This is a genomic window from Kitasatospora sp. GAS1066B (assembly GCF_041262605.1).
Taxonomy (GTDB): Bacteria; Actinomycetota; Actinomycetes; order Streptomycetales; family Streptomycetaceae; genus Kitasatospora.
This window is the reverse complement of record NZ_JBGCCO010000012.1, coordinates 211252-229092: the sequence shown is the minus strand read 5'-3', so window position 1 is coordinate 229092 and position 17841 is coordinate 211252. Positions and strand designations below refer to the sequence as shown.

At 72.4% G+C, this 17841-nt stretch carries 16 protein-coding genes; 9 read left to right on the top strand and 7 right to left on the bottom strand.

Annotation, left to right across the window (positions count from 1 at the left end; translation table 11 throughout):
* Positions 1–230 precede the first annotated feature (230 nt).
* The 5 genes from ABH937_RS16390 to ABH937_RS16370 all read right to left on the bottom strand — a co-directional run bounded on the left by ABH937_RS16390 (position 231) and on the right by ABH937_RS16370 (position 4286).
* A complete protein-coding gene (locus tag ABH937_RS16390) occupies positions 231–1016 on the bottom strand; it encodes a class II glutamine amidotransferase (RefSeq protein WP_370218615.1) in 786 nt (261 codons plus the stop codon).
* A 44-nt stretch (positions 1017–1060) separates the two neighbouring features.
* Complete coding sequence (locus ABH937_RS16385) at positions 1061–1861, bottom strand: amino acid ABC transporter permease (protein WP_370218613.1); 801 nt, start codon at positions 1859–1861, stop codon at positions 1061–1063.
* 13 nt (positions 1862–1874) lie between these two features.
* Complete coding sequence (locus ABH937_RS16380) at positions 1875–2522, bottom strand: amino acid ABC transporter permease (protein ID WP_280690103.1); 648 nt, start codon at positions 2520–2522, stop codon at positions 1875–1877.
* 5 nt (positions 2523–2527) lie between these two features.
* Entirely contained in the window at positions 2528–3472 is a 945-nt protein-coding gene (locus tag ABH937_RS16375; RefSeq protein ID WP_280690102.1) for a glutamate ABC transporter substrate-binding protein, read from the bottom strand.
* Positions 3473–3533: 61 nt separating this feature from the next.
* Entirely contained in the window at positions 3534–4286 is a 753-nt protein-coding gene (locus ABH937_RS16370; protein WP_280690101.1) for an amino acid ABC transporter ATP-binding protein, read from the bottom strand.
* A gap of 116 nt (positions 4287–4402) precedes the next feature.
* Here ABH937_RS16370 and ABH937_RS16365 point away from each other — a divergent pair, with 116 nt between their 5' ends.
* From ABH937_RS16365 to lysA, 7 genes are all read left to right on the top strand, one after another.
* Positions 4403–5347 carry a LysR family transcriptional regulator gene (locus tag ABH937_RS16365; RefSeq protein WP_280690100.1) on the top strand — a complete coding sequence of 315 codons (945 nt, stop codon included), beginning with the start codon at positions 4403–4405 and terminating at the stop codon, positions 5345–5347.
* An 82-nt stretch (positions 5348–5429) separates the two neighbouring features.
* The gene (locus tag ABH937_RS16360; protein ID WP_280690099.1) at positions 5430–6788 is read left to right on the top strand and encodes a DUF2254 domain-containing protein; all 1359 of its coding nucleotides are present in this window, start codon (positions 5430–5432) and stop codon (positions 6786–6788) included.
* Between the two features lie 188 nt (positions 6789–6976).
* Positions 6977–7750 (top strand): alpha/beta fold hydrolase, encoded by a 774-nt coding sequence (locus tag ABH937_RS16355; protein WP_370218610.1) that lies wholly within the window; start codon positions 6977–6979, stop codon positions 7748–7750.
* Complete coding sequence (locus ABH937_RS16350) at positions 7743–8201, top strand: MarR family winged helix-turn-helix transcriptional regulator (protein ID WP_370218608.1); 459 nt, start codon at positions 7743–7745, stop codon at positions 8199–8201. The genes ABH937_RS16355 and ABH937_RS16350 overlap by 8 nt, the downstream gene beginning before the upstream one ends.
* Before the next feature lie 268 nt (positions 8202–8469).
* Positions 8470–10719 (top strand): FUSC family protein, encoded by a 2250-nt coding sequence (locus tag ABH937_RS16345; RefSeq protein ID WP_370218606.1) that lies wholly within the window; start codon positions 8470–8472, stop codon positions 10717–10719.
* Positions 10720–10960: 241 nt separating this feature from the next.
* Positions 10961–11539, top strand: a complete 579-nt coding sequence (locus ABH937_RS16340; RefSeq protein WP_280690095.1) for a hypothetical protein — start codon at positions 10961–10963, stop codon at positions 11537–11539.
* Positions 11540–11663: 124 nt separating this feature from the next.
* Complete coding sequence (gene lysA, locus ABH937_RS16335; protein ID WP_370218604.1) at positions 11664–13091, top strand: diaminopimelate decarboxylase; 1428 nt, start codon at positions 11664–11666, stop codon at positions 13089–13091.
* An 84-nt stretch (positions 13092–13175) separates the two neighbouring features.
* Here lysA and ABH937_RS16330 read toward each other — a convergent pair whose 3' ends face one another.
* Positions 13176–15419: an MMPL family transporter gene (locus ABH937_RS16330; RefSeq protein WP_370218603.1), complete on the bottom strand. Its 2244-nt coding sequence runs from the start codon at positions 15417–15419 to the stop codon at positions 13176–13178.
* A gap of 150 nt (positions 15420–15569) precedes the next feature.
* Between ABH937_RS16330 and ABH937_RS16325 the strand changes: the two genes are divergently transcribed.
* Positions 15570–16190, top strand: a complete 621-nt coding sequence (locus tag ABH937_RS16325) for a TetR/AcrR family transcriptional regulator (RefSeq protein WP_280690092.1) — start codon at positions 15570–15572, stop codon at positions 16188–16190.
* A 51-nt stretch (positions 16191–16241) separates the two neighbouring features.
* Here ABH937_RS16325 and ABH937_RS16320 read toward each other — a convergent pair whose 3' ends face one another.
* Positions 16242–16853: a TetR/AcrR family transcriptional regulator gene (locus ABH937_RS16320; protein WP_370218601.1), complete on the bottom strand. Its 612-nt coding sequence runs from the start codon at positions 16851–16853 to the stop codon at positions 16242–16244.
* A gap of 184 nt (positions 16854–17037) precedes the next feature.
* Here ABH937_RS16320 and ABH937_RS16315 point away from each other — a divergent pair, with 184 nt between their 5' ends.
* Positions 17038–17835 (top strand): class II aldolase/adducin family protein, encoded by a 798-nt coding sequence (locus ABH937_RS16315; RefSeq protein WP_370218617.1) that lies wholly within the window; start codon positions 17038–17040, stop codon positions 17833–17835.
* Positions 17836–17841: the final 6 nt, after the last annotated feature.

Genomic DNA, 17841 nt, shown 5'->3' with positions numbered 1-17841 from the left:
CGCGTGCAACCGGCTGAAAGCCATACCCGGTGTCCCTGGGCCTCAGGACCATACGACTGGCCCCTCTGCCACACCAACAACGTAGGACCGGCTGAGCGATACGCCGACCGGCCCGTCCCGCAGTTCGCTGCGGGGCGGGCCGGTTCACGTCGAATCGGCGCTTCCCACCAGGCCGTTGCGGGCCGGGCCGGGCCGGGCCGGGCCGGACCAGGCCAGGCCGGGCCGATTCGCTACGCGCCGGCCAGGGCCTCGGGTACCTGTGGCTGCACCAGGTGGGTCGAGATGCGCAGGTCGCCGCGGCGCACTTCGAGCACCTGGCGGTAGGGCAGCACCGACCAGCCGTCGTCCGCCGGCTGCGGGCCGATCCCGCTGGAGGCGACCACCACCCGGTCGGCCCGCGCCTGGTAGCGCAGCCGGAAGAAGTCGGGACCGCGCCGGCGACTCACCTCCGACTCCGGGTTCTCGTCGGCGTACGCGTACAGCGCCCGCTCGGTGAGCAACAGGCAGTTGAGGCTGGCGAACCGGGCCCGCTCGCGGATCTCGGCGGCGGCCCGGGCCAGCGCGTCGACCGGGTCCTCGGTGCGCAGCCGGGCGAGGACCCGCAGGAAGTAGCGCTCGGAGTCGGTCTCGCCGTGCGCGCCGGCCAGCAGCTCGGGGTCGATCAGCTCGTCGACGGCGTCGACCGGCGTGAAGTAGCCGTTGTGGGCGAAGGCGATCGTGCCGGCGCTGAACGGGTGGGTGTTGCGGGCCTCGGTGGGCAGGCCGGGGCTGGCCATCCGGATGTGCAGCAGCGCGGCGTCGGTGATCGACTCGGCCAGTGCCCTGGGGAACGCCTCGCTGGCGTGCGCGGGCAACACCTCCTTGGCGACCGCCAGTTCACCGTCGGCCCGCCAGGCCGCGACACCCCAGCCGTCGCGGTGTTCGCGCGACAGCCCGGTGAACGGTTCGGTCAGATCGGTCAGCGAGTCGGCCAACCGCATCGGGGCACGGGTGACCACGCCGAGCAGGCGGCACATGCCGGATCCTTTCAGCTGCCATGGAAAATAGGAGAGTTGACCGGTCAGCTCGGCCGGCGACGGTCCAGCGCGGTGGCCACCCGGGACAGTCCGGCGTTGATCAGCACGTAGCAGGTGGCGCCGATCAGGTAGCTGGAGAGCACGGTGTGGTAGTACTCGCCCAACACCTGGGTCTGGTGCAGCAGTTCCACATAGCTGACCACGTAGCCCAGCGAGGAGTCCTTGAGCAGTCGCACCAACTGGCTGACCAGCGCGGGCAGCAGCTTGCGCACCGCCTGCGGGACCACCACCAGGCGCATCGCCTGCCAGTACGTCATGCCCAGGCTGTACGCCGCCTCGGTCTGTCCGCGCGGCTCGGCCAGCACCCCGGCCCGGAAGATCTCCGCGACCACCGGAACGTTGCTCAGCACGATCGGCAGCACCAGCTGCCAGAAGACCGGGAAGGTCACCCCGGCCCTGGGCAGCGCGAACAGGAAGACGTAGAGCAGCAGGAGCAGCGGAACGGCCCGGAACAGCTCCACGTAGCCACGGGCCAGCGCGCGCGGCACCCTGGCCCGGCTGAGCCGCACCAGCGCCACCGGCGCGGCCAGCGGGAAGGCGATCGCCGCCGCGACGACGGTCACCAGCAGCGTCTTGCCGATGCCGTCCAGCAGGAACCTGATGATCGGCCACTGCCCGTACATCGACCACTGGTTGGCCGACAGCTGCCCGTGCACCGCGAACTGACGGATCATCAGTCCGAGCAGGCTGGCGATCACCGCCAGCGAGAGGCCGGTCGCGATCCTGATCCGGCGCCGGGCGCGGGGGCCCGGCTCGTCGAAGAGCAGACGGGTCTCCTCGTTCACTCCTGTACCTCGCTCATCGGTGGATCGCCACCCTCTTCTCGATCCGCCCGGCGACCAGCCCGGAGGTCAGCGTGATCAGCACGTAGACCACCGTGGTCGCGGCGAAGCCGGTCAGCGGCTGGTCGTACTTGAGCGTGGTGAACTGGGCCTGCCCGGTCATCTCGGCCACGCCGACCGCGGCGGCCAGCGAGGTGCTCAGGGCGAGGCCGATGAAGACGCCGGCCAGCGGCTGCACCATCGAGCGCAGCGCCTGCGGCAGGATGATGTGGCGGATGCTCTGACCGGCCGTCAGGCCGAGCGCGCGGGCCGCCTCGGCCTGGCCGAACGGCACCGTCCGGATGCCCGCGCGCAGCACCTCGCAGACGAAGGCCGCCCAGTACAGCGCCATCGTCAGGGTGACGGTGGCGAAGAGCGAGAAGAGCAGGCCGACATCCGGCAGGCCGAAGACGAACAGCACCAGCAGCACCAGCAGCGGGACGTTGCGGAAGACCGTGACGTACCCGGTGCCCAGCACCCGCAGCGGCGGCACCGGGCTGATCCGGCAGACGGCCAGCAGCACGCCCAGCACCAGCGCGCCCGCGAAGGCCAGCCCGGTCATGGCCAGCGTCAGCACCAGGCCGTGGCCGAGTGGGCCGAGGACCTCACGTATACCCTCTGGCACGGCCGTCAGCTGCCCTGCACGGAGCCGATCGCCGGCGGGGTCGGCGCGTCACCGCTGAGCACGCTGCCGATCGTCGCCTGCCACAGCTTGGCCCACTCGCCGTCGGCCTGGATCTGCTTCAGCCACTCGTCCACGAAGGTCTTCATCTCGGGGGAGTTGAGCGGCAGGCCGATCCCGTACGGCTCGGTGGTGAACGGCTGGCCGACCACCTTGACCTGCGGGTCCCGGTACTGGTCGCCGAGCAGCAGCGCCTGGTCCAGCACGTAGGCATCGGCCCGGCCCTGCTCGACCGCCTGCTGGCACTCGGCGTTGGTCTGGAAGAGGATCACGTGGGCCGTCGGGGCGTACTGCTTCAGGTCGTTGGCCGCGGTCGAACTGGACTCGGTGCAGACCGTCTTGCCGGCCAGGTCGGCCACCTTGGTGATGGCGGTGTTCCCCTTGGCGACCAGGATCGCGTCACCGGAGGAGTAGTAGGGGCCGGCGAAGGCCACCTTCTGCGCGCGGGCCGGGGTGATCGTGTAGGTCGCGAAGACGCTGTCGACGGTGCCGTTCTGCAGCAGCGTCTCGCGGGTGTCGGCGGTGACCAGCACCAGGTTCTCGTTCGGCTTGCCGGTGATGTACTTGGCGAGCATCTGGGCCAGTCCGGCGTCGAAGCCGGTGAGCTTGCTGGTGACCGGGTCCTTCAGCGAGAAGAGCGCCGAGGTGTCGGTGCCACCGACGTTGAGCGTGCCGCGGGCCTTGATCTTCGCCATCAGGCTGCCGTCCGGTATCGCCGAGGCGGGGGCCACCGGAGCGCCGTCGATCACCTGCTGGAAGGTCGGCGCGGCGGCGCCGCCGGAGCTCTTCGGCGCGGGCAGCGAGCCGCCCGAACTGCCGCACGCCGCGAGGGACACGGCGAGGGCGGCGGTGAGTGCGGCGGTGACCAGGGGAGTGCGTGACCTGGCGTGCACGGACGGGGTCCCTTCGTTAGTGACCGTTGGGTTGATGACCGTTGGTGACCGGTGCTGAGCGTCAGTGGCTGAGGATCTTGGAGAGGAAGTCGCGGGCCCGCTCGGTGCGCGGCGCCTCGAAGAACTCCTGCGGCGTGCCGGTCTCCAGGATCCGGCCCTGGTCCAGGAAGACGATCCGGTCGGCGGCCCGGCGGGCGAAGCCCATCTCATGGGTGACCACGAGCATGGTCATCCCCTCGGCGGCCAGCTCGACCATGACGTCGAGCACCTCTTTGATCATCTCCGGGTCGAGTGCCGAGGTCGGCTCGTCGAAGAGCAGCAGCCGCGGGTCCATCGCCAGTGCCCGGGCGATCGCCACCCGTTGTTGCTGCCCGCCGGAGAGCTGGGCCGGGTAGGCGTCGGCCTTGTCCGCCAGCCCGACCCGGGCGAGCAGCTCGCGGGCGCGCTCGGTGGCCTGCTGCCGGGGCACGCCGGCCACCCGGACCGGCGCGAGGGTGAGGTTCTCCAGCACCTTCAGGTGGCCGAACAGGTTGAAGGACTGGAAGACCATCCCCACCTGGGCGCGCAGCTTGGCCAGTTCACGTCCCTCGGCGGGCAGCGGGACACCGTCGACGGTGATCGTGCCGGAGTCGATCGTCTCCAGCCGGTTCACGCAGCGGCAGATCGTCGACTTCCCGGAGCCGGAGGCGCCGAGCAGCACCACGACCTCGCCGCTGTGCACCTCGAGATCGATGTCGTGCAGCACCTGCTGGTCGCCGAAGGACTTGTTGACCTTGTCGAGGCGGACCAGCGCCGACTTGCCGGACTGGCTCATCGCGGACCGTCACCTCCTAGCTGCTCACTGTGGTTCGGACAGCATGGCGGCGGTGAAACTCATATGTCCAGTAGAGGTTTTGAGGTAAGGCGATAAACAACCTTTATCTTTGACCAGTGTTCGATCTGCGCCAACTCCAGATGCTCGCCGAGGTCGCCCGCACCGGGACCTACACGGCGGCCGCCGACGCTCTCGGCTACAGCCAGCCCGCGGTCAGCTACCAGATGCGGATGCTGGAGCGGACCGTCGGCGCCGCGCTGGTCACCAGGAGCGGCCGCGGCATCCGGCTCACCGAGGTCGGACAGACCCTGGCCCGGCACGCCGAGACGGTGCTCGCCGCGCTGCGCACCGCACAGGACGAGGTCGCCACCCTCACCTCGAGCGGCGGCGGCCAGGTCCGGCTGGCCGCGATGCAGAGCGGCTGCGTCGCGCTGGTCCCGGCGGCCCTGGGCGCGCTGCGGCGCAGCCACCCCGAGCTGGAGGTGGTGGTGACCCAGACCGAGTGCCCCGTCTCGCACGGCCTGGTCCTGGGCGGCGAGGTGGAACTGGCGATGATGTGCGACCTGGAACTCGACCAGCTGGACGGGCAGAGCGTGTCGCCCGATCCGCGCCTGCTGCGCCTGCCGCTGCTCTCCGACCGCCGCTGCGTCCTGCTGCCCGCCGACCATCCGCTGGCCGCCGCGCCGACCGTGGCGCTGGACGAACTCGCGGGCGAGCGCTGGGTGCTGGAGAGCGGCCGGGAGCGCTTCCTGGCCGCCTGCCAGGAGGCCGGCTTCACGCCGAAGGTCGCCGCCACCTCCGACGACCAGTTGACCATCCACTGCCTGGTGGCCAACCGGATCGGGGTGGCGATCATGAACGAGCTCGGCGTCGGCGCCCACAGCGACCCGCGCGTGGTGGCCCGCCCGCTGCGCGACTGGCCGTCCCGCCGGATCTTCGCGCTGCTCTGGCCGGACATGGCCCGGGTCGCCCCGGTGGCGGCGCTGCTCGACTCGCTGCGCGCGGCGGCCCAGGCGCATCAGCGGCGGTCGGTGGCGGGCGGTGTGCGCGTGGGAGTCTGAGGCGGGGCGTCCGTGAGGGCGCGGGCGGACGTTGCCCTGCTTAGGGTGGAGATGTCCGACCCGGCCTGGCAGGGGACTGGTGGTGGGCAAGGTGATCCGCAGCGTCCACCTGGAGTCGCAGTGGCGCAAGGAGGCGCTGCGCACGAACCTGTGGGTGGTGCCGACGCTGGAAGTGCTGCTCGCCGTCGCGCTCTTCCTCGGCACCTGGGAAGTGGACCGCGCCGCCTACCGCGGCGCGATCACCCTGCCGACCTGGGTGATCAGCGGCACCGCCGACGCCGCCCGGCAGATCCTCGCCGCCATCGCGGCGGCCCTGATCACCGTCGTCGGCGTGGTCTTCTCGATCATGATCGTGACCCTGACGCTGGCCTCCACCCAGTTCGGGCCACGGATGCTGCGCAACTTCATCCGCGACCTCACCACCCAGCTGACCCTCGGCACCTTCGTCGCGACCTTCGTCTTCGCGATGCTCTCGCTGATCTCCATCGGCCCCGCCTCGCACGGCGACTTCGTGCCACACCTGTCGATCACGGTCTGCATGGTGCTGGTCCTGCTGGACCTCGCGGTGCTGATCCACTTCATCCACCACATCGCCACCTCGATCCAACTGCCGCACGTGATCGCCTCCATCGCCGCCGAACTCTCCACCGCCATCGAGGTCGGCGCGGGTGAGCCGGAGTGGGCGGGCGGGGTGAAGCACGGGCCGTCGGTCGCCGAGTTGAACGCCCGCCTGGACGCCACCGGCGCCACCGTGCCCGCACCGGCCAGCGGCTACCTGCAGTTCGTCCGGCACCGCACGCTGGTGCGGATCGCCAGCGAGCTCGACGCGGTGATCCGGCTGGACCACCGCCCGGGTCACTTCCTGGTGCAGGGCCACCAACTGGCCACCGTCTGGCCGCCCGAGGCCGCCCCCGAGGTGGCCCGCAGCTTCGCCCGGGCCCACATCACCGGCCCGTCGCGCACCCTGGCGCAGGACATCGCCTTCGCTGTCGACCAGCTGGTGGAGATCGCGATTCGCGCCCTGTCCACTGCGGTCAACGACACCTTCACCGCCCTGACCTGCATCGACTGGCTGGGCGAGGGACTGTGCCGGATCGCCGCCGGCTGGCAACCCAACCCCGTGCACCGCGACTCCGACGGCCGCATCCGGGTGATCGCCGTCCCCGTCAGCTACGACCGGCTGGTGCAGCGCGCTTTCGAGAAGATCCGTCAGGCGGCCCACGGCATGCCCGCCGTGCTGATCCGCCAGCTCGACGCGCTCACCGAGATCATGGTGGAGGCCGGCAGCGAGGAGCAGTGCAAGGTGCTGCTGGACCAGGCCGACATGATCGACCGGCTCGCCGCCGAGACGGTCCCCGAGCCGGCCGACCGCGAGGACGTGCACCGCCGCTACCTGGCAGTGCTCGAGGCGCACGCGAACCGGCCCGGTCCGGCGGTGTGAGGAGCCGGCCGACGGTGCCCGGCCCGGGTTCGGTCGAGCGCCCGCACCGGCCTGTCATACGAGTGCCGATGCCTCGCCAGGTGTTCGGCGTCGTCGGACGCGTCGTCGCTCAGCCAGTTCGGGATCCGTTTCGAGGTGTGACCCAGCTAACATATGACACGACACATATGTCGCGTAATATGTTCTCCATGAACACTGTGAACGCTGCGAATACCGCAGAGAAGAACCCGACCCTCGTCTTCATCCCCTGCCTCTCCGGCGCCCCGTGGAGTGTCGAACAGCTCGCCCCCTACGGCGAGGCACCCAAGCGCACGCTGCGCCTGCCCGAAGGCATCAATGACATCGAGCGCTACGCCGACCACGTCGAAAACGCGATCGCGGATCTCGACGACTACGTGCTGGTCGGCGACTCGTTCGGCGCGAACATCGCGCTCGCCCTCGCCACCCGCCGCCCGCAGGGCCTGCGCGCCCTGGTCCTGTCCGGCGGATTCGCGGCCAACCCGATCGACTCGAAGCCGTTGAAGGCGCTGGCGCAGGTGATGGGCAAGGCGCCCGGCCCGCTCTACCGGCAGTTGACGCTGCGAGCCCACGCCCACCGCCTCGCCTCCCCGTTCGACGGCGAGGGCCAGGTGCCCTGGAGCGAGGCGCGCAGCCGCGAACTGTTCCTCGCCAGCACCCCGGCTGCCTCCTACGGTGCGCGCGTGTCAGCGATCTTCACAGCTGACTACGTTGACGTGCTCGGCCAGGTCCAGGTCCCGACCCTGGTCCTGACCCCCTCGCACGACGTGCTGATCGGCGAGAACGCCTCCAAGATCATGCTCGCGGGCATCCCCGATGCCCGCGAGGTCGTGCTGCCGCGCACCGGGCACATGTTCCGCTTCTCCCACCCGGCCACCTACGCCGCCGCGGTCAAGAACTTCATCGCCGCCCTGCCGACCACCCGACAGGGCGCCGATGCGTAAGGCCGAACACCTGCGGTTCGCGATCCTGGCAGCCCAACGCGAAGGCAACCGGCTGCTGACCCAGGCCCTCAAACCCCTCGGCATCACCCCGTCGCAGGCCGAGGTGCTGCGCCTGCTCCAGCAGCACGGCACCTTGAGCCTCAACGGGCTCGGACAGCTCCTGGTGTGCGAGAGCGGCACCAACCCCAGCCGGCTGGTCGAACGCGCCGTCGCGGCCGGGCTGGTCGAGCGCCGCACCGACGCCGAAGACCGCCGCTACCTCCAACTCAGCCTCACCCCTGAGGGTGAACGCCTGGCCACCGCGGTCGCCGGGATCGAAGAGGCCATCTACACCTCGATCGACACCGCCTCCGAGGGCCTGGAGACCGACGCGCTGCTCGACTTCCTTCACAAGCTCATCGACACCCTGCCCGCGGGCGAGGCCCTCAACAAACGCCTCAGCCTCGACTAGGGCCTGTACGGCGGATCTTTCCGGGCCCGCGACGCCGGGCATCCCGGCTGGACGCACGCCCGAATCGCCCAAGTACGTCCAGTACGAGGACGACTCGGGCGCACGCCCAGCCGGGCGCCCAACGCCGCGGGCTCATCCGAAAAGATCCGCCGTACAGGCCCTAGGGAGCATCTGTCGTCCAGTCAGGAGGGCGCGCACCGGCGGAACGTTCCAGGTGGGAAACCGGAGGCTGAATTCGGAGGATCATCGTCCGAATACACTGCTCGCCATGCCCTGGATCGACGCCCTCCGCGACACCGCGCGCACCGGGCTGCACTTGGACCGGACCCTGACCAACCCCAAGCGGGCAGCGCGCGGCGCACTCGCGGTGGCGCTGGTGCTCTTCCCGACCCTCGCGCTGGGCGGACCACGGCTGGCCACCTCGGCCGCGATGGGCGCGTTCATCGCCGGCACCGCCACCTTCCAGCGCAGCTTCCGGCCGCGCCCCTCGCTCGCCGTGGCGGCCGGGATCGGCCTGGGCATCAGCACCTTCACCGGCTACCTGTCCGTCTCGGTGCCCGGACTCTTCCCGGTGGTGCTGGCCGCCTGGGCGCTGCTCGCGGGCCTCGCCTGGTCGGTCGGACCCACCGGTGGCGTGGTCGCGGCCACCACGGTCTCGGTGATGCTGGTGGTGGTCCAACTGCCGGTCAGCGTGCCGACCGCGCTCGGCCACGCGCTGCTCTGCGCGCTCGGCGGCGTGGTGCAGGCGGCGGTGATCACGCTCTGGCCGATCGACAGTTGGCGGGCCCAGCGCGACGCGCTCGCCGACGCGTACCGCTCGCTGGCCGACTACGCGCGCCAGTTGCGCGAGGACCCGACCACCCCCGTCGACCCGGCGGCGCTGATCACCGCCCGCAGCGCCTCCGAGCTGACCCCGTGGCAGGACCGCCACCGCCCGCCCGAGTTGCGCGGCCTGCGGGGCCTGGCCGAGTCGATGCGTCCGGCGCTGACCGCGCTCGCCGACCCGCGCGGCGGGGCCCCGGAGAGCGGCGCCGAACGCGCCCGGGTCTGCGAGCTGCTGGCCGCCGCGGCCGAGACGCTCGACGCGCTCGCCCTGGCGATCCGCACCGGCGAACCGCTCGACCTGCCGCGAGCCGCGACGGCGCTGGTCTCGCAGCAGCATGGCGTCCCGCCGCTCCCGGGCCCCGCGCGGGCCGCCGCGCGGCAAGTGGCCGCGCTGCTCGGCCGGGCCGTCGACACCCTCGACCACGGCGCCCACGACGGCCACGACACCGTCGCCGCCCCGACATCCGTCGCCGGCGGCGCGCTGCTGCGCCCCTCCCTGTTCGGCATGGTGCCGCTGGTGCTGCGCGCCGTCCGACGCCAGCTCGACCCCGGATCGCCGGTGCTGCGGCACGCGGTGCGGCTGGCGACGGTGGTCACGGTGGCCCACCTGGTCGCCGAACTGGCCGGCCTGCACCGCGCCTACTGGGCGCCGCTGACCGCCGCGATGGTGATCCGCCCCGACTTCGGCCAGACCTTCAGCCGCGGCGTCGCCCGGCTGGCGGGAACCGCGGTCGGCGTCGCGGTCAGCACGGTCCTCGTCGAACTGCTGCACCCGGGCCCCTGGTGGTCGGCCGCCCTCGCGGTGCTCTGCATCGGCGGCGCCTACCTGACCAACCGGACCGGCTACGCGCTGATGACCGCCTGCGTCTCCGCCTACGTGGTGCTGCTGCTCGGCCTGCAGGGCGGCCGACCGCTCACCATCGCCGGCGAGCGGATCGGCCTCACCCTGCTCGGTGGCGCGGTCGCCCTGCTGATCTTCGCGTTCTTCCCCAGCTGGGCCTCGGCCCGGCTCGCCGACCGCCTCGCCGACTGGATCACCGCCAGCGGGCGCTACTGCGCCACCGTGCTGACCGTCTTCGGCGACCCGCCCGCGCACTCGCGTCAGGAGGTCCGCGCCGCCCTGCTGGACGCCCGTGCCGCCCGGGCCGAACTCGTCCAGGCCGTCGAGCGCGCCGAGGCCGAACCCGTCCGGGACGTGCTCTGCCACGCGCTGCCCGCCAACCAACTGGAGAAGGCCCGCGCGGCGGTCGGCCTGGTCGCCCGCACCGGCCTGCTGCTGGAGGCCCACCTACCGGCGCCGGACGCCCGCCCTGTCCCCGGCGCCGAGCGGTTCGCCGCGGCCCTGGTGGACGCCACGGCGGTGGCCGCCACCGCCGTGGCGGCCGGGCACCCGGTGGACTTCAGCCGGCTGCGGGAGGCGCAGCGGGCCTGGGAAGAGGAACTGCGCGCGGCGGCCACGCCCGACACCGGGGCCCCGGACCACCTCGACCACCACGACCGGCTTGACCTGCTGTGCGCCGCTTCCCGGCTGCTCGCCCAGGCGGTCGGCGACCTGGAACGCGCGATGCACCGGGGCAAGACGGCTCCGCGTCCGAGGGCTGCGGCCGCGACGGGAGCCTTGGAGCCCGCTCGCGCCGGTGCGGCAGGCGGCGAGGCACCGAGCGGCGGCGAGTCCCGCACCCATCCTGGCTAGCGGCAATGCCCCGGCTCCCGGCGCGCCGCGACGCCCCGGCGACCGGTGACTGCGCAGGATGGCGACCGTAGCCGGAACGAGGGGGGCTGAGAGGAGCGCCCCGTCCGATGAGCTGGTGCGATGTGCCGACCCCTGCCGCCCGCTGCTCCGGCGCCGCCGCGTGACGGGCCGGTGCGGGATTCCCGGGCTGGGGGCCGCGCTCTGTCACGGTCCGTGGCTGGCCGGGGCCACCGCGCTGGCGGTGACGCCAGGCGCGCTGTGGGCGCTGGCGCTGCTGCTGGAGCGACGGCGACCGCGGCCGAAGGAAGAGTTCCTGGCGATCACCCTGGGCGACCCGCTGCTCGCCGTCGCCGTGGGGCTCGGGGCCGGCCGGCTGCACGGCGCGCCGCCGACCGGGCCGGCCGCGGCGCCGTATGCGGCCGTCTTCGCGGCCGGCTGCCTCGGCTACGGGCTGTTGCAGTGGCGGGCGGAGCTGCGCAGCGGGTTCTTCACGCGCGAGCAGGCGCTCGCCCCGACCAAGATCTGGCACCAGCTGGTGGTCTACCCGGCGCTCGGCGGCTGGCTCTGGACCGGGGTGCTCGGCGCGCTGACCACTCCGGCCCGCGGGCCCGCCGACCATGCCGTCGACGCCCTGATGGTGCTCTGCGTGCTCAGCTGGGCGGCCAGCAACTGCTACGACCGCCGCCGCCCCAAGCTCGGCCACCCGCCGTACGACTGGCGGCGGCTGCGCCCGCACCGCCGCCCTTGGCCGACCGCCTCCACCACGCTGCGCGCCTACCAGCAGCAGTCGAATGGCCGTACCGCCGTCAAGGTGTCGTGAAGGAAGGCGGGTTACGCGTAGCCCGCGCGTCAAGAGGGGGTGCGGCGACCGTCTGTCCGGGCTCCACTTGAGGCGGGCCAAGATCTCCGCTGGGCCCGTGCCGCGCGTGGAAGGAAGCGTCCGCATGCTCAAAACCCAGGTCGCCACCAGCCGGTCCGCCACCGCCTCGCCCACGGTCACGTCCACCGCCTCGCCCGCCGGCACCGTCACGGCCACCCGCGTGGCGCAGCCGTCGCCCGAGCCGCAGTCGCAGCCGCTCGGCAGCCCCTGGCCCGCCTCCGCCCGCCCGGGCCCCGGCGGCGAGGTGCTGGTGGGCGGTGTCGGTCTGGACGAGGCCGCCGACCGCTTCGGCACCCCGCTCTACGTCCTCGACGAGGGCGAGGTCCGGGCGCGTGCCCGGGCCTACCGCGAGGCCCTGCCGCACGCCGAAGTCCTGTACGCGGCAAAGGCGTTCCTGTGCAGCGCGATGGCCGACTGGGTGGCCGAGGAGGGCCTGGGCCTGGACGTCTGCTCGGCGGGCGAGTTGCGGCTGGCCACCGCCGCCGGCTTTCCGCCCCAGCGGATCCTGCTGCACGGCAACGCCAAGACCCCCGAGGAACTGCGGCTGGCCCGACGGCTGCGGGTGGGGCGGATCGTGATCGACGGCCTGGCCGAGATCCCCCGGCTGGCCGCGCTGGCGATCGCCGACATTCCGCAGCGGGTGCTGATCCGGGTGGTGCCCGGGGTCGCCGCCGGGCACCACAGCTCGGTGCGCACCGGGATCGACGGGCAGAAGTTCGGCTTCCGGATCGCCGGCGGCGACGCGGCCGAGGCGATCAGCCGCACCCTCGGCCAGGGCAGCCTCCAACTGGCCGGGCTGCACTGCCACTTGGGATCACAGATCACCGAGATCGAGCCCTATCTGGCGGCGCTGGACCGGCTGGTGGAGCTGCTGGCCGAGGTCCGCGACCGGCATGGCATCGAACTGCCCGAACTCGACCTCGGCGGTGGCCACGGCGTCCGCTACCTGCCGCAGGACCGCGAGTTGGACCCGGCCGAGTTCGCCGCCGCGGTGAGCGAGCGCCTCGCCACCCGGTGCGTCGAGCACGGTCTGGCCGTGCCGCGACTGCTGATCGAGCCGGGCCGGGCGATCGCCGCCCCGGCCGGGGTGGCGCTCTACCGGGTGCTGTCGGTCAAGCACACCGCCGACGGTCGCACCTTCGCCGCCGTCGACGGGGGCATGAGCGACAACCCGCGTCCGGCGCTCTACGGGTCGGCGTACGACGTTCGGCTGGTCGGCCGGTCCTCGGACGCGCCGCCCGCCGTGGTCGACGTGGTCGGCCGCCACTGCGAGGCGGGCGACGTCCTGGTCCGCGACGCGCGGCTCCCGGCCGACCTGCACCCCGGCGATCTGCTGGCCGTCCCCGCCGCCGGTGCCTACCAGCTCTCCATGGCCTCCGGCTACAACATGGTCGGCCGCCCCGCCGTCGTCGCCGTCCGCGACGGCCTCGCCCGCCTGCTGATCCGCCGGGAGACGGTCGAGGACTTCCGCGCACGGGAGGTGGGTCGCTGACCGAGGCCGTCCGCTTCGGCCGCCGGCGCACGAGGCCGCTGAGGTTCTCGTGCCGTCACAGCGACGGCAGCTCCTCTCGTGCCGTCACCGCGACGGCAGCTCCTCGACCAGTCGCAACTGCGCCGGCTGCTCCTGGTGTTGGTGGAGCCGCTCGCCCTCGATGTCCAGGTCCGGCAGCAGGCGGGCCAACCAGCGGGGCAGCCACCAGGCGGCGTGCTTGGTGAGCGCGAGGACCGCGGGGACGAAGGTCATCCGGATCACGAACGCGTCCAGCAGCACACCGACCGCCAGGGCGAAGGCGATCTGCTTGAGGATCTGGCTCTCGGTGCCGAGGAAGGCGGCGAACACCGCGATCATGATCAATGCCGCCGAGGTGACCACCCGGGCGCTGTGCCGGCCGCCGCTGTGCACGGCGTCGAGCGGCCGGCGGGTGCGGACGTAGGCCTCGCGCTTGCGGGAGACCAGGAAGACCTCGTAGTCCATGGCGAGTCCGAAGAGCACGGCCAGCAGGATGATCGGCAGGAAGCTGCTCACCGGCCCGGCCCGGTCGACGCCGATCAGGTGCGCCAGGTGGCCGTTCTGGAAAACGCTCACCACGGTTCCCAGGGTCGCGGCGACGGACAGCAGGAAGCCGACCGCGGCCTTGAGCGGGACCACGAGCGAGCGGAAGACCAGCAGCAGCAGGAGCAGCGACAGGCCCACCACGACGGCGGCGAACGGGATCATCGCGCTGTTGAGTTTCGCCGACACGTCGATCCCCACCGCCGTGCTGCCGGTGACGCCGATGGTCGCTCCGGTCTGCTGCCGCAGCGCGTCCGCGTCCCCGCGGATAGCGCTCACCAGCGTCCTGGTCGTCTGGTCGCTGGGCGCGCCGGCGGGGATCACCTGGATCAGCGTGGTGTGGGTCGACGGGTTGGCCACCGGGTGGCTGACGGCCGTGACGTCGGGCAGCGCGCGGATGGTGGCCGCGATCCGGTCGGCCGCCGCGGTCGGGTCGGCGCTCTGCGCGGTGTCGGCCAGGACCAGCAGCGGGCCGTTGAAGCCGGGGCCGAACTCCTTGCTGACCTGGTCGTAGGCGACCCGCTGCGAGGTGGCGGCCGGCGCGGTGCTGTTGTCCGGCAGGGCCAGGCGCATGCTGTGCGCGGGCCAGGCGAGCGCGCCGACGGCGACCAGCACCGCGAGCACGGTGAGCAGCGGGCGGCGGGTGACCAGCCGGAACCAGCGCTCCCCGGCGTTCGCGGCGGTGCTCTTGGCGGCGGCGTCGCCGGCACCCCCCACCGCCAACTCGCGTCGCAGCGCCCGGGAGCCGGGCTTGGGCCGCAGCCGCGCGCCGGCGAAGCCGAGCAGCGCGGGCAGCAGCGTGGTCGCGACGAGCACCGCGATCAGTACGGCGCCGGCGGCGCTCAGGCCCATCACGGTCAGGAACGGGATCCCGACCACGGACAGCCCCGCCATCGCGATCACCACCGTCAGCCCGGCGAACACCACGGCGCTGCCGGCCGTGCCGACCGCGAGCGCGGCCGACTCCTCGGGTTCCAACCCCTGGGCGAGCCCGGCCCGGTGGCGGCTGACGATGAAGAGCGCGTAGTCGATGCCGACCGCCAGGCCGATCATCAGGGCCAGGCTCTGCGCGGTCGACGAGATCGCCGTCACCCCGGTGAGCGAGAGCACCCCGGCGATCGCGGCGACCACCCCGGCGATCGCGCTGAGCAGCGGCAGGCCGGCCGCCAGCAGCGAGCCGAAGGTCAGCGCCAGGATGACGACCGCGACGCCGACTCCGATCACGTCCTCGGCACCGGGCTTCGAGGCGCCGGCGCCGAACGCGGCGCCGCCGACCTGCACGTCCATCCCGGGCAGTTGCTGCCCGCCGACGCTGACGGCCGTCTTCAGCGCGTCCAACGAGCCGGGCTGGAGCGCGCTCTGCACCACCTCGTACTGCACCTGCGCGATGGCGGTGCTGCCGTCGGCCGACACGGTCTGTGCGGTGACCGGGTCGATCACCTTGGCCACCTGCGGCGCGGACTTGGCCTGGGCCAGCGCGGCACGGATCGCGGCCAGGTCGCCGGGGTCGGTCACCTTCTGTCCGGCGGGGGCGGTGAAGACGACCTGGGCGCTGGTGCCGGAGGAGGAGGGGAAGTCGGTCTTCATCCGGTCCAGCGCCACCTGCGATTCCGAGCCCGGTATCGAGAAGGTGTCATCCAGCTTGCCGGGGCCGCCGAACGCGACCATGCAGCCGACGACCGCGGCGATGACCGCGAGCCAGAGCGCCAGGACGCGCCGTCGGTGCCGGAAGGCGAAGCGCCCCAGGCGGTGGAGAAGGGTGGGCATGACGGACTCCGAGTCTGACGATCCTGCGCGGGAAAACTGGCAGTTCTGCCACGTTAGCAAATATGGCAGAACTGCCAAATTTCCCGGAGTGGGCTCAGGCGGGCCGGGCGGGTGTTCGGGAGCGCGGCGCCGAGCTGAGATGATCCAGGGGTGAACGACGCAGGACCGGGACGCCGGGAAGAGAACAAGCGGCGCACTCACCACGCCCTGGTGCGGGAGGCGACCCGCCTCTTCCGCGAGCAGGGCTACGAGGCGACCACGGTGCGGGACATCGCCCGGGCGGCGGGGGTGGGGGAGCGCACCTTCTTCCGTTACTTCCCGTCGAAGGAGAGCCTGATCCTGCAGCAGGTCCGGGACCTCATCCCGAAGCTGGTGGCGGAGATCCGGATCCGCCCGGCGGCCGAGCCGCCGCTGGCGGCGCTGCGCGAGGCGATCCTGGAGCTGGCCCGGCGCTACGACGCCCTCCCGGCGATCCTGCTCGTCGGACCCTACCCGCTGACCGCCGACCCGACCAGTCGCGGGGACAGGTTGCTGCTGCTCGATCTGGAGGAGGCGATCTCCGCCGCCTTCCTGGATCGGCTGGCCCTGGCGCAGTCCGACCCGGACACCGGGGCGGTGCTGCGCGCCGCCGTGCTGGCGCGCGCGGGGGTGGGCGTGCTGCGCGTCGTGCGGCTCACCTACCACGAGATGTCGGACGCGCAGCGCGAGGGCCTCAACCTCGCCGACCTGCTCCACCGGGCCTTCGCCGCGCTGGCGCCGGACGTGCGTTAGGGCTCAGGGGCTCAGGGGCTCAGGGGCTCAGGACCTCAGGGCCGCGGGGTCTCAGGGTCGCGGCGCCGTGAGCGCCGTCAACAGCGGTGCCAGGAAGCGGCGTTCGAGCTGCCCGGGCGGCAACTGGTCGGGCTCGACGTAGCTCTGGGCCAGGCCGCCCTCGCGGATCGCGATCAGCAGGCGGGCGAGTTCGTCGGCGTCCACGGTGAGCGTGCGGCCGGCGCGGGCGAGGTGGTCGGTCAGGCCGCGGGCGAGTTCCGCACGCAGGCGGGCGTCGTGCTGGGCGAGGACCCGGGCGGCCTGGCGGTCGCGGATCGCGTGCAGGGTGAACTCGGTGGTGACGAGGTACCAGTCGCGTTCGGCCGGCTCGATGTCGGAGAGCAGGTCCACCAGGCCCTGCAGCGTGAGGTGCTCGGCGTCGATCGAGTCCACCAGGGTGGCGATCCGGGCGATGACCCGCTCGCTGTGCGCGTCGAAGAGCGCGAGGAAGAGCTCCTCCTTGCTGCTGAAGTTCGAGTAGAAGGCGCCGCGGGTGTAGCCGGCGCGCTCGCAGATCTGCTCGATCGAGGTCGCGTGGAAACCGCTTTCCGCGAAGGTCGCGAGCGCCGCGTCCAGCAGCGCCGCGCGGGTGAGGGGGCGGCGCTTGGTCACACCCTTGGGCATCGGGCACTCTCCCTGGATCGGCCGCTGCGGCGAGATCGGATGCATTGGCGTATCGGATACACGAGTGTATCTTCTGGCTGTCCGCACTGTCGCCGACGTCCTGGAGCCCGCTGTGCGCAACTCCGTCAGCAGCACCGTCAGCAGCACCGACAACAACACCCTCACCGCCTCGCCGGCTGCTCCGCTGCCCGCCGCGCTGGCCGGCGTGGTCGGTCCGGTCCCGGCGGGCGTCACCCTGCCGATGCCGCCCAGCTTCGAGACGGTCGAGGCCGAGCGCCAGTACCGCAAGGAGCAACTGGCGGCCGGGTTCCGGCTGTTCGGGCGTTTCGGGTTCTCCGAGGGGGTGGCGGGCCACATCACCGTGCGCGACCCGGAGAACCCGCAGTGGTTCTGGGTGAACCCGTTCGGGATGAGCTTCAACCAGATCAAGGCCTCCGATCTGATCCTGGTCGACCACGAGGGCACGCTGCTGCACGGCAACCGGCCGGTGAACCGGGCGGCCTTCGTGATCCACTCCCAGGTGCACGCCGCCCGCCCGGACGCGATCGCCGCCGCGCACTCGCACTCGCTCTACGGGAAGGCGTTCTCCAGCCTCGGCGTCCGGCTGGACCCGATCACCCAGGATGCCTGCGCCTTCTTCGAGGACCACGGCCTCTACAGCGACTACCGCGGCGTGGTCAACGAGACCGAGGAGGGGCGCCGGATAGCGGCGGCGCTCGGCGACTTCAAGGCGGTGATCCTGCAGAACCACGGCCTGCTGACGGTCGGTCACTCGGTGGCCGAGGCGGTCTGGTGGTTCATCACCATGGAGCGCTCCTGCCAGGCGCAGCTGCTGGCGATGGCCGCCGGCACCCCCAAGCTGATCGACCGGGAGACCGCGCTGATCACCCGGGGACAGCTCGGCTCGCACCTGGCCGGGTGGTTCCAGGCCCGCCCGCTGTGGGACCAGATCACGGCCTCGGACCCCGACCTCTTCGACTGAGGAGCA

What these genes read in the sequence shown, in the direction of transcription:
- ABH937_RS16390 (WP_370218615.1), bottom strand. Translation starts at nt 1,016, where the DNA reads ATGTGCCGCCTGCTCGGCGTGGTCACCCGTGCCCCGATGCGGTTGGCC.
- ABH937_RS16370 (WP_280690101.1), bottom strand. Translation starts at nt 4,286, where the DNA reads ATGAGCCAGTCCGGCAAGTCGGCGCTGGTCCGCCTCGACAAGGTCAAC.
- ABH937_RS16355 (WP_370218610.1), top strand. Translation starts at nt 6,977, where the DNA reads ATGAACACTGTGAACGCTGCGAATACCGCAGAGAAGAACCCGACCCTC.
- ABH937_RS16350 (WP_370218608.1), top strand. Translation starts at nt 7,743, where the DNA reads ATGCGTAAGGCCGAACACCTGCGGTTCGCGATCCTGGCAGCCCAACGC.
- ABH937_RS16345 (WP_370218606.1), top strand. Translation starts at nt 8,470, where the DNA reads ATGCCCTGGATCGACGCCCTCCGCGACACCGCGCGCACCGGGCTGCAC.
- lysA (WP_370218604.1), top strand. Translation starts at nt 11,664, where the DNA reads ATGCTCAAAACCCAGGTCGCCACCAGCCGGTCCGCCACCGCCTCGCCC.
- ABH937_RS16330 (WP_370218603.1), bottom strand. Translation starts at nt 15,419, where the DNA reads ATGCCCACCCTTCTCCACCGCCTGGGGCGCTTCGCCTTCCGGCACCGA.
- ABH937_RS16320 (WP_370218601.1), bottom strand. Translation starts at nt 16,853, where the DNA reads ATGCCCAAGGGTGTGACCAAGCGCCGCCCCCTCACCCGCGCGGCGCTG.